11 protein-coding genes are annotated in these 12,003 nt (G+C 30.4%); all 11 read left to right on the forward strand.

Annotation, left to right across the window (positions count from 1 at the left end; genetic code table 11):
- Window positions 1-95 precede the first annotated feature (95 nt).
- Entirely contained in the window at window positions 96-1,904 is a 1,809-nt protein-coding gene (locus tag H8K90_RS12480) for a serine hydrolase (RefSeq protein WP_186846322.1), read from the forward strand.
- A gap of 105 nt (window positions 1,905-2,009) precedes the next feature.
- A complete protein-coding gene (locus H8K90_RS12485; RefSeq protein WP_186846323.1) occupies window positions 2,010-2,210 on the forward strand; it encodes a hypothetical protein in 201 nt (66 codons plus the stop codon).
- A 6-nt stretch (window positions 2,211-2,216) separates the two neighbouring features.
- Window positions 2,217-3,209 (forward strand): kinase, encoded by a 993-nt coding sequence (locus tag H8K90_RS12490; protein WP_186846324.1) that lies wholly within the window; start codon window positions 2,217-2,219, stop codon window positions 3,207-3,209.
- Window positions 3,210-3,231: 22 nt separating this feature from the next.
- Entirely contained in the window at window positions 3,232-5,370 is a 2,139-nt protein-coding gene (locus H8K90_RS12495; RefSeq protein WP_186846325.1) for a PDDEXK family nuclease, read from the forward strand.
- Between the two features lie 158 nt (window positions 5,371-5,528).
- The gene (locus tag H8K90_RS12500; RefSeq protein ID WP_186846326.1) at window positions 5,529-6,122 is read left to right on the forward strand and encodes a tetratricopeptide repeat protein; all 594 of its coding nucleotides are present in this window, start codon (window positions 5,529-5,531) and stop codon (window positions 6,120-6,122) included.
- A 740-nt stretch (window positions 6,123-6,862) separates the two neighbouring features.
- On the forward strand, window positions 6,863-7,318 hold the full coding sequence (locus H8K90_RS12505) for a DUF5063 domain-containing protein (protein WP_186846327.1): 456 nt from the start codon (window positions 6,863-6,865) through the stop codon (window positions 7,316-7,318).
- A gap of 435 nt (window positions 7,319-7,753) precedes the next feature.
- Window positions 7,754-9,292, forward strand: a complete 1,539-nt coding sequence (locus H8K90_RS12510) for a rhomboid family intramembrane serine protease (RefSeq protein ID WP_186846328.1) — start codon at window positions 7,754-7,756, stop codon at window positions 9,290-9,292.
- Between the two features lie 196 nt (window positions 9,293-9,488).
- Complete coding sequence (locus H8K90_RS12515) at window positions 9,489-10,238, forward strand: helix-turn-helix domain-containing protein (RefSeq protein WP_186846329.1); 750 nt, start codon at window positions 9,489-9,491, stop codon at window positions 10,236-10,238.
- Window positions 10,239-10,270: 32 nt separating this feature from the next.
- Complete coding sequence (locus H8K90_RS12520; protein WP_186846330.1) at window positions 10,271-10,558, forward strand: YdhR family protein; 288 nt, start codon at window positions 10,271-10,273, stop codon at window positions 10,556-10,558.
- Window positions 10,559-10,598: 40 nt separating this feature from the next.
- On the forward strand, window positions 10,599-11,336 hold the full coding sequence (locus H8K90_RS12525) for a DUF3108 domain-containing protein (RefSeq protein WP_186846331.1): 738 nt from the start codon (window positions 10,599-10,601) through the stop codon (window positions 11,334-11,336).
- 81 nt (window positions 11,337-11,417) lie between these two features.
- Entirely contained in the window at window positions 11,418-11,879 is a 462-nt protein-coding gene (locus H8K90_RS12530; protein ID WP_186846332.1) for a hypothetical protein, read from the forward strand.
- Window positions 11,880-12,003 lie beyond the last annotated feature (124 nt).

Here is a 12,003-nt window from a genome sequence, read left to right on the forward strand (position 1 = left end):
ATTGTATTATTTTAAAATTCTTTTTAAAAATCAGTAACTTAGTAAGGTATTTCTATACATATAGTGCATAACCACAATATTAAAACCCAACCAAAATGAAGCATAGATTTTTAATTATGGTGTTAACGCTAGTTTCTACTCTAGTTTTTTCGCAAACCGACAAGCGCCTAAAAGGCATCGACAAACAATTTAACTCTGTATTAGAAAGTACCAAAGCTGCAGGTTTTGCTGTCGCTATTGTAGAAGGTGATAAAATTATTTATGCCAAAGGTTTTGGCTACGCAGATTACGAAAATAAAGTACCAGCAAATGCTAATACACTTTTTGCTATTGGGTCCTCTAGTAAAGCATTTACCTCTGCACTTTTAGGGTTACTTCGCGAGGATGAAAAACTCTCGTTTGATGACAGTCCGAGAAAATACATACCAGAATTAGAGTTCTATAATAATGATATGAACAACCAAATTATAATTAAAGATTTAATGCGCCACAGTACAGGTTTACCGAGACATGATGGCTCGTGGTATTTTTTTCAAAATCATAATAAGGATAGTTTAGTTGCAAGAATAAAATATCAAGAACCATTTACTGGTGTGCGTCAACAATGGTATTATAATAATTTTGGCTTTCTGGTACAAGGTGTTATTACCGAAAAAATCACAGGTAAATCTTGGGAAGAAAATATTGAAGATGAATTCTTTAAACCTCTAGGAATGGATCGCTCTAAAACTACAATTGAAGGCATGAAAACGAGTTCTAATGCTGCTTTTGGCTACACATTAGATGCCGATAGAAATATTGAAAAAATGGACTATTACGACATTGCTGGCATGTCTCCTGCTGGCAGTATTAATAGTAGTGTTAATGATATGAGCAAATGGCTAATGACATGGATTAATGACGGAAAGTATAAGGACCAACAAATAATACCAGAAGATTATCTAAAAGAGGCTATGAGTTCTCAAATGGTAGTGGCAGCAGGTTTGCCAAGTAAAGAATTACCAGATGCTCAATTCGCAAATTATGGTTATGGATGGTTTTTGCATTCCTATAAAGGACATTATATGGTAGAACACGGCGGAAACATTGATGGTTTTTCTGCAAGTGTAGCTTTTTACCCTTCCGACAAACTAGGTATTGTAGTACTTGCCAATCAAAACGGCTCTGCTGTACCAAGGTTAATAAGAAATATTGCCGCAGACCATATGCTAAAGGCAAATAGAACCGATTGGGCAAAAAAACACAAAGAAGATACAGAAAAAGCGCTTAAAGCAGCGGAAGAAGCTGGCGATGACACCGAGCTTTCTAATGTAAAAAACACAAAGCCTTCTCATATTAAACTAGATTATACAGGCGCTTATGAAAACAAAGGCTACGGTAAATTTGATATTGTAATAAAAAATGATTCATTATTTACTGTACGTGAAGATGAAATGCTCTATTTAAACCATTTTCATTACGATACGTTTGAAATGTTAGATTATGCAGAAGGTAAAGCAGATACCACTCAAATTGGTAATTCTATAAAAATCACTTTTAGTGCTAATGATGCTGGTGATATAGATTATGGTCGTATAGCCATTGAGCCAACATTAGATGCTATACCTTTTAAACGCACACCAAACACAATAGATGTAGATGCAAAGACTTTAGAACAATATGTTGGCAAATACGATTTACGAGGTACCGAAGTAAAGACCTACATAAAAGACGAAAATGTCCTCTACGTTTTTATACCAGGCCAACCAGAATACGAATTGGTACCTACCGCAACACATAAGTTTAATTTAAAAGTAGCTGATGGCTATAAAGTTGAGTTTACCGAAAAAGATGGTAAAATAGACCAATTAAAATTTGTACAACCAAACGGAATTTTTGTAGCAAAACGTAAAAGTGATGATTAATAACATTCTCTTTATCTAGACAATAATACTGGATAAAGAGAATAATTATCCTTATATAACTAGTTACCTGCAAGCTGAAGAAACATCCTAACAAAAAAGAAAAATATGGCCGAATACAAAATGGAAGATATAAATATTGGAGATGGAGTTTATTTTAAGTTAGACTTTCAGACAAATTATGACTTGTATTGGACTGTCAAATCTAAATTTGATTCGACACTTGAAATAGAAGTAAACGAAATGGGTGCGAATGACAAAATATTTCTAAATATTAAAGACGTTTACGCAATCGAAAAAAGAACTTAAGCACATATGGATAAACTACTCTACTTCCCTTATATCAATTTACCTAAAACAGATTGGACTGTAAGAACTTTGCTTTATTACGATAATATCAGTTCTATTGTTCCTCAAGAGTATTTTTATTCACCAGAAAGGAATTATGAACCATTTATGCTTGAATTGGTAAGAAGTGAGCTAGTAATTCCAATTAATCCAATTGAAGTTTTAGAAAAACCTTGGGAAATTTCTAAACCATTCATTAAGTTTTTAGAAAAAAATGAAAAACGATTATTAAAAAAAAGAGAAAACTTCATTTTAGGTCGTAGAGGCAAAATACATATCGGAAAATTCTTTTCTGCAAGAATACACGTAGACAAATTTGATGGAGAAATATTTTATCAGCTTGAACAGTTAGGACTTGCAGAAAGAGATAATGGACAATGGTATTCTGTAGAAAAGAACACTGCTAATCATTTAATGAACTATTTAGCTACTATAATAAGTACAAAATTAGAAATGCGTCCTACTACAGACAATTTTAAAAAAAGCTATTACAGTTATAAAGATATTATTGAAAATAAAAAAAGACAAACAATATTATCCAATTTAATTCCATTTCCTGAAGAAATTGATTTGAATAAAATTCGTAGATTTAAAGACAAACATAATGACCTTTTAAAAGCTTTTAAGAACAGGATTGAACAACTTGTTTTGGATGAAAACTTAATAAACGGAACGGATTTATTTAAACTTAAAATTGAGGAATTAACTATAAGAAAAGATGAACTTTCGGCAAAAATGAACGAAAGTCAAATCAACAATATAATTTTCGGTTCAGTTTGTGGAATAATTGGTGCCGTTCAAGGATTAAAAACAGCTGAAACAACAGGAGCACTAATTGGAGCCCTTCCTGGATTTGTAAGCGCAGTACATTCCGCTCTAAAAGTTGAAAAAGCGGAGAATTTATTTGACCAAAGTGGTATGAAATATTTAGCTTTAGTTGACAAGAGAATAAGGAGATAATTTCTACCAACAACAATTGACAATGAAATTTGAAAATAATACTTATATAAGTGGAGATGGTGTCTATTACGAAGGTGTGATTAGAGATGTAAAGCGCTCAAAAATTTCATTACAACCAGTTTATGAAGCTTTTACCAACTCACTCGAAGCAATTAGAATCAAAGAATCCCAAAAAGTTGATTTTAAAGGAAAAATTGAGGTTAAAATATTTTCAACACAAAATACTGACCAAAGCTTTACTTTTTCCAAACTTCAAATTAGTGATAATGGTGTTGGTTTCAATGATAAAGAATTTAAAAGGTTTAATACGTATAAAGATTTTACTAAAGGCTTTAAAAATCTAGGTTCTGGAAGAATACAATTCACTCACTATTTCGATACAACCAAAGTAAAAAGCATATATCAAGATAATGGTAGTTTTAGAGAAAGAGAATTTTTCGTTTCAAAAAACAAAGATTATCTAAAAAGAAATTCGATAACATATCATAAAGCTGACCTTGAAACAAATGAAGAATCGTCTCGTACAGTTTTAACTTTTGAAGGTCTTTTGGACCAAACAAGAAACATTTATCACACACTAAATGATGTTAATTTAAAAGATGCTCTTTTAAAAAGATACATCCAATATTTTTGTCTCAATAAAGAGAGCTTACCTGAAATAATAATAGAGCATTATGTGTTCAATGACAGAGAAGGTAAATCCACTATCTCAAAATCTGATATTCCAAAAATCGATAAATCCGATAATGTGAAAGTTCACTATTCAAAAATTTCAGATGATGCAAAAAACATTGTCAATACAGAGAATTTTGAAACGTTTACGGTAAACTCATATAAATTGGATAAATCATTTTTAAAACAAAATGATTTAAAACTAACTAGTAAACACGAAGTAATCGAGAATTTCGAAATCAGCTTACTTTCTCTTGCAAAAGACGAAGTTATTGATAATAGCCATTTTCTTTTTTTAGTTTCTAGTGAATATTTAGATGATAAAGACACTAATGAAAGAGGTGAGTTGGATATTCCAAATAATGATATATTCTCAAATGACCCAAATATTTTTCAAGAAGAAGTAATTATACTAGACCAGTTGGAAAATAAAATAAATGGTTCTATCTATAATCTGTATCCACAAATAGAAAAGATACAGGAAAAACATCAACTAGATTTAAAGCATCTCAAAGAAATGTTTTTACTACCAGAGGATATGGATTCTGAAATTGAAATTTCTATTAACGATAGTGATAAAAAAATACTAGAAAAATTCTATACAGCAGAAGCAAAGAAAAAAGCTGAATTAGATTCTAATTTAAAGGATAGCATAGACAGATTGAATTATTTAGATACTACGTCAGATGATTATTCAAACACATTAGATGCTGAAATAGATAGAATAGTTCGAGTAATTCCTCAACAGAATAAAGCGGAATTAACTCATTACGTTGCACGTAGAAAACTTGTACTTGAACTATTTTCATTAATATTAAACAAAAAATTAACTGTTCAAGAAGATGGTTCGAGAAACAAAGACGAAGCATTGTTGCATAATTTAATTTTTCAACAGAATTCTACAACACCAGAAAAAAGTGACTTGTGGATTATAAACGAGGATTTCATATACTTTCAAGGTATTTCGGAATTTCAATTATCAGAAATAAAATTTAAAGGAGAAAACATAATCCGTGAAGACCTTTCCGCAGAAGAAAAGCAATTTATAACTTCAATAGGTGAAAAAAGACTAGATAAAAGACCAGATATTCTATTATTTCCACAAGAAGAGAAATGTATAATAATTGAGTTCAAAAATCCAGACGTAAGCGTATCTCAACATTTAAATCAAATTAACAATTATGCAACTCTGTTAAGGAATTTTTCAAAACCTGAAATGAAGTTAACCACGTTTTACGGATATCTAATTGGAGAAAAAATTGAACCAAATGACGTGAGAGCTTATGATGCTGATTTCAAAAACGCCTATAATTTTGACTATTTATTTAGACCATCTAAAACTATTGCTGGAATGTTTAGTAATGAAGGAAAAGATGGTTCGCTTTACACAGAGGTTGTAAAATATTCTACACTTCTCGAAAGAGCAAAAAATCGGAATAACATATTCATTAAAAAACTGACCAATAACAAATCTGAATCATCAGATTGAACTGAATGAAATAAAAGCCAGCAGGTAACAACGTATATAAAAAATAGCGGTTTTAGTGCTTAAACGAAAGATAAATAAAAAAATAAAGGTCAGTTATAATCCGAAAATTAGTACGTAAAAATTCGCTACTTTTCATATACAAGACCGTTGGCATTAATTTGAAAAAAGCAATCTACATATCGATTTTGGTCATTCTCATTTCTTGTAAGAATGAGAAAAATAAGTCGAATCCATTGGTTATCGAATACCAAGAAAAGGGAATTAAATTTCAAATGCAGAATAAAACGGACAGCGCAATTGTTTACTTTAAGAAAGCTCTTGAAATTGACCCAACTGATATTCCGACTTATGAAAGTCTCGTAAAAACATATTGGTGGAATCAACAGTCCGAATTAGCTTTAGGAATTTTAGAATCTGTACCAACAGAAATGCAAAAAACTAACTCTATTTTGACTTTGAAAGGAATGACGCTGGAAAAAATGGACAAACTAAATCAAGCAATGGATTTATACAAAACAGCATTTGAACAAAGTCCAAAAATCCGTTATGAAAACGAAGAAAATTTAATGGAATATATTGGTTATTTGACTTTACAAACTATTATTGGAGAAAAACAAAAAGCAATAGCGGAATTGGACGGACTTAAATCAAAAAAATTGACCGAATCTGAAAAACAATACGTGAATTCGATTGAATCTTTGATTCGGAATTACAATGGTGGTGGATATAATGCAATGCTCGGAAATGAATAATAAAAAACTAATGCCAACAATGTATAACCGCAATTACGGCGGATTCGACTACGTCCGAATCCACTCGGAATTGCTAAAGCCTGTGCTAAACCGAAAAGTCTGCGTATATTAACCCGTAACTGACGGTTATACTAGACCGTTGTACGCAAGCTGAAAAAACAGAACCGAATTGAAATACACACTTCTGATTTTAATATTGACTTTTACTTCTCTGAATACTTTCGGACAAAATTCTGACCGAACTTATTTAAGACACGACCATAATTATAGTACAGCTTACTCATACGAAATAACGGAAATAACTATTCATTCGGACTCTACTTTCACGTGGAAAAGTTGGAACGTAAATAATAAAAAGGAGTGGAAAAACTATAAAGAATACGAACCTGAAATCAGTATTGGAAAAATAACTCGGAATGGAGAATACTATATCCTGACTGAATATCGGAATGGAAATAAAACAGACTTTAATTGGACAGTAAAACTTAATGACAGGCGACTGAATTTTTACTATCCGAATAAAAATGAGAAATTAAGAATAAGTGCTAAATATAAACGGATTTGAAAACTGAAAAAAGCCAGCGTACAACAATGTATAACCGCAATTACGGCGGATTCGACTACGTCCGAATCCACGCGGAATTGCTAATGTCTGTGTCAAACCGAAAATTAACGCATATTAACCCGTAACTGACGGTTATACGAGACCGTTGTAACACATTTGACCAAACCAAGAAACATTGAGTAAATTAAAAGAATTAATAGATAGAATTGTTGAATTTGGAACAAATGAAAAAATTGAATCCGAAAATAAAACACTCGAAATCAAAAGACTATTAGTTGGAATTTACACTGAATATCTGAAAGTAGAAACGGAATTTGACGAAACTGATTACGAAGAACCTTTGCGCTTAGATTATGACGGAATTAGAAGTATAGTAACTGAACATTTTCCAGATTTCGGTTGGTATCATTCTGCTTGGGAAAGTCATAAGATTAACGAAGATGCTGATTTGGTTACTGAAGATTCAATCGATGATTTGACTGACATAATAAAAGACTTAATAGAAGTTCAATGGAGATTGGAAAACAACAGCGAAAAAGATGGACTTTATCAATTTGAATTTTTAATGAAACATCATTCCGAACAACACTTGGTAAATTTACTCAAATACTTAAAAGACAAAGACGAATAATGTTTAAACTCAAATATATATTTCTGACTTTGTTAATGTCAGTTTTAGTTTTTTTATCAACTTCATTTTTGACTGTGTTTAATCATTTGACTTCACCAATAAATAGAACAGTTGGTTACAAATCTTTAGAGATTGGTTTCCCTTTCAAATATTACGAAGAATTTATGATAGATTGTCCAAATCCGAATTACGGTTGGAATTTGAATAATTTAATTTTAGATATAATTATAACATTAATAATTGTAAGCGGAATAATGTATTTCGTGAATAAAAACGTGTTACAACAACGTATATAAAAAATTGCTGTTTTGGGATAAATTTAAAGGTCGTTGCTCGTTTGCTACGTCTGATTTTCCTTCGGAAAATCCTCGCACGCAAACACGCAACTTTCCATATACAAAACCGTTAGCTTGCATTTAAAACCAACATCGAGAATTGAATAATATTAAAATAAAACTTAAAGAAGTATATATTCCATTTTTAATAGTTTCGATAGGAACTATTCTTTTTTACAACATATTTCGTTGGACTTTAGATATCAAACTCGGAATTTTACCCTTAAAAGAAAACTTGTTGAGTTTTTGGATTCCTTTTGCTCTTCCTTGGATTCCAATACTTATTTGGTTACGAAGAAGAATTCGGATTTTAAATGTTAGAGGTAAAAGAGATAATGGATATTTTGGATATCAATTTACTATGGCAGCAGCAATGGCTGTACCAATAATAATAAGTCAAAACTACATTGAAAAAGGTTCCTTTGACTTAAACGAAATATCTTCAATCTCAAAAGTTAAAGAATTAAAAAACGAAAAATATTTTAAAATAAGCTCATTTAATATTGACCATAACTCAAGTCTTCCATATGTAACTGCGAGAACTTCTGGTCGAAATAATGATAATCTGAGCTTTTACTTATATCTAGCCTGTCCATTTGAGGAAACGAGCTCTATTTGGTATGGAGTTGAGTATAAAAAGAATTTAAGCAATCGTATTAATGAACAAAGGAAAAATTCAGAATACAGGACTTTTTTAAACAAATCAGAACAAGAATTTAAAACCTATAATTTTCAAGATGTAGAATATTTTGAACGGCTAGGGTATTCAGACGACAGAGATGGATTTATAGAAGCAATAAAAGAAAGAAACGCTAATCTAAACGAAAAGGAACAAATAATACTCGTACCTAAAAATGATGTTTTTGAAGAAAGACTCGGCAATTCATTTACTTGGATTTTTGGGTCTTTTGGAATTGGAGCATTAGCTCTTTTGTTAATGGTAGTAATTCCAAAAATTAACGAAAAGGAATTAAACGATTTTAAAAAGAATAAACCACTAAAAGAAGATGATTTAAAAGATATGATTGGCTTTTTAAATCCAATGGGCGAAAATAAAGCCACAGCAATTTTATTGCTTCTAAATATTATTGTTTTTCTAATTATGACATTTGACGGACTAAACATAGTTTCGCCTACACCAAAAGAATTACTCGAAATTGGCGGGAATAGAAGGTTTGAAGTTATGAGTGGCGAATATTGGAGGTTATTTTCTTCGATGTTTATTCACGGTGGACTATTACACTTGTTTATGAACTTAATAGGTCTTGGACTTGGAAGCAGTTTATTGGAAAACATTCTTGGTTCGATAAAATTAATAATTATCTACATTGTTTGTGGAATACTTGCAAGTTTAGCGAGTATTTATTGGCACGAAAACACAGTTAGTGTTGGAGCATCTGGAGCAATTTTTGGGCTTTATGGTCTGATTTTGGCTTTTACAGTTTTTAAAATTTACCCAAATTATATGAGAGGAATGACTTGGATGCTATTAGGACTTTATGCAGGAGTAAGTTTGTTGTTTGGATTTTTAGGCGGAATTGATAATGCAGCTCATTTTGGTGGACTGATAAGCGGTTTTGTAATTGGAGGAATTTTAATATTGACAAATAAAGAACAACTGAAAAAAAACGCAAGTTAACACCATATACAATTTATTGCTAGTTCTAACCTACTAACGTAAATCCTCGCGGATTTTCTATTCGGTTTGTATTTGCTAAATTCGTTGCTAAACCACGCAACTAATCTTATACAAAATCGTTAGGCCTAATTAGTTGAAAATCGAATTAATAAACGTAAACAAACAAGAAGCAATAAAATATTAAATAGAGTTTTGGATGATTTACTCTCAACAACAACCACATCAAAATCTTAAAGATTATATAAGGTGTTACTGGAAAATTGAAAATAAGAATGAGAATTTTCAACAGTATACAATATTTCCTGATGGTTTTTTCGATTTATTAATTTGCTATCATAATGACAATCTACAAAATGTGTTTTTATCTGGTCTATGGAATCATAAAACCAATGTAGTTATCTCACCTGAAACTACAATATATGGAGTACAGTTTAGATTGCTTGCTGTTGAAAATATAATTAAAGAGAATATTAGTTTACTTCTAAATGAAATAAAACGATTAGATAAAACTTATTTCAGACTTGATGAGTTTAATAAAAATAGCGATGATTGCTTATTTCAATACCTTAACAAATATTTGTTAGCGTCTATTAAAGACAAAGAAATAATTGATTCCAGAAAATTAGTTCTTTTAAAATCCATTAACCAAACTAAAGGAAATAAAACAGTTGAATATTATTCGCAACAAGCTAATTGGTCGAAACGACAAATAAATAGATATTTTCAATCTACTTTTGGACTTTCCTTAAAAAGTTATTGTAATATCCGAAAAGGTGCTATTACATATAGCCAGATAAAAAATGGTAAGTTATATCCTCAAGAAGGTTATTTTGATCAATCTCATTTTATTAAAGAAATAAAGAAAATAACAGGATTTACACCTTCTACTTTGCTAAAAAATGAAAACGACCGATTTTTACAATTTTCCATCATCAAAAATAAATAGATTGCGATTTTAAAAATCAAAATCTAATTATTATGGTATTACAAATTATTAAGTTGAAATCGGATTTACCAGAAGATGAGTTATTAAAAAGAGCAAAAGAAAGAGAATCTAATTTTAAATCTATCTCAGGTCTTCTACAAAAATACTATGTAAAAACAAGTAAAGACGGAGAATATGGAGGAGTATACGTTTGGGACTCTCTACAATCTCTAAAAAATTACCAAGAATCTGATTTAGCCAAAAGTATTCCATCAGCCTACGCTATTAATGATGCGCCAAATTTTGAAATTATGGATATTATTTTCCAATTAAGAGATTAACAATAAATTATGCCTAAAAGCATATATAAAACATAAACAAATGAAAAACACCCTTTACATTTTACTATTTATTTTCGGAGCTACTGTTCAAGTATTTAGTCAAGAAACTTTATTGAGTCCGTTAAATAATACTGCTAATAAAAAACTAATAAATTCTGAAACATCAAAGATGTCTTGGTTTATGCTACAGGATACTCTCAAAATTCAAATAGGAACTATACAAACTCAAATTCAGAAAGAAAAAGAGAAAATATATATTATCACTACCGTCAGCATGAAACAGTCACCAACCAAATGGATTGACAGTACAATAGTAGAAAATGAAACATTTAAACCCATATATCATTCTTCATTTAATCAACAAAGAGATATGATATTAGAATTTGGAGAAAAAATTACAGGCTATTATTTAGATAAACAAACTGACAAAAAAACAGAAATTTCAGAAAAAGCAGATAAACCTTTTTTTGACAGTAATTTTTATCCACAATTAATAAGATTACTTCCTCTAAAAAATGGTTATTCAAATACTATTTCGATTTTTGACTATAATCCTAATTCTAAAATTGGAGTAATAACTGCAACAATAAAAAACACAGAAGAGACAAGCATCAATTTTAATGGCAAAAAGACACAAGTCTGGAAAGTTGAAACTACTGATGATATTTCAAATAATACCGCAATAATGAACTATTTCATAGATAAATCAACAAGAAAGATTTTGAAACAAGAAATAGATTTTGGTGGTAGAAAAATGTTGATGGAATTAGTAGAATAAAGTTAAAGCAATATTTACAACACCTTATAAAAATAATTGTGGTTTAGTACTTAATCAAAGTCGTTATTTACAATTTGAAAAATGGAAATAATAATCACTAAAGGTAAAAATAGAAATACCTTAACTTGTAAAAGAAAAGATGGAACAATAACAAGTGTAAATCTTGGACCAGATATCCCGTATCATGATATTGCTCACTATGTTGTTGAGAAAGGATTCAAACTGGAAAATGGTTTTTACGGAAAGGTTAAATCTGGAATGACAATAGAAGAATTATCCGATAAAAAAATAATCCAAAATTTAGGCTCTGAAACTTGGCTATCAGAAATTATGGCGAGAAATCTTCAATCCATTGGTTCTGGTGCAGCAAAAACTGAACAGTTCATTGAATTAGTAAATTGGGAATCTAAAAATATCAGCGGAATTAAAGTTCCGATTATGAACTTACCAGATATTGAAAAAATGAAATCGGAATTTGACCAACTGTGCAAAAAGTGGAATTTGATTCCTGAAAACGGAGAGTTAAAACTGATTTTAGAATAAAAACTATCCATAACTCGAGTATAATTAATTGATTAGGTCGTTGTCTATTTTGAAAATTCCTTCAGAATTATCTCGCATTCGTTTTTGTTTACTAAATTAGATGCTGAAACACGCCACTAACCAT

The organism is Winogradskyella echinorum, assembly GCF_014297365.1.
Classification (GTDB): Bacteria; Bacteroidota; Bacteroidia; order Flavobacteriales; family Flavobacteriaceae; genus Winogradskyella; species Winogradskyella echinorum.

Bases quoted from the DNA above. Each gene is read 5' to 3' on its own strand.
- H8K90_RS12480 (WP_186846322.1), top strand. From the start codon at position 96: ATGAAGCATAGATTTTTAATTATGGTGTTAACGCTAGTTTCTACTCTA.
- H8K90_RS12485 (WP_186846323.1), top strand. From the start codon at position 2,010: ATGGCCGAATACAAAATGGAAGATATAAATATTGGAGATGGAGTTTAT.
- H8K90_RS12490 (WP_186846324.1), top strand. From the start codon at position 2,217: ATGGATAAACTACTCTACTTCCCTTATATCAATTTACCTAAAACAGAT.
- H8K90_RS12495 (WP_186846325.1), top strand. From the start codon at position 3,232: ATGAAATTTGAAAATAATACTTATATAAGTGGAGATGGTGTCTATTAC.
- H8K90_RS12515 (WP_186846329.1), top strand. From the start codon at position 9,489: ATGATTTACTCTCAACAACAACCACATCAAAATCTTAAAGATTATATA.
- H8K90_RS12520 (WP_186846330.1), top strand. From the start codon at position 10,271: ATGGTATTACAAATTATTAAGTTGAAATCGGATTTACCAGAAGATGAG.
- H8K90_RS12525 (WP_186846331.1), top strand. From the start codon at position 10,599: ATGAAAAACACCCTTTACATTTTACTATTTATTTTCGGAGCTACTGTT.
- H8K90_RS12530 (WP_186846332.1), top strand. From the start codon at position 11,418: ATGGAAATAATAATCACTAAAGGTAAAAATAGAAATACCTTAACTTGT.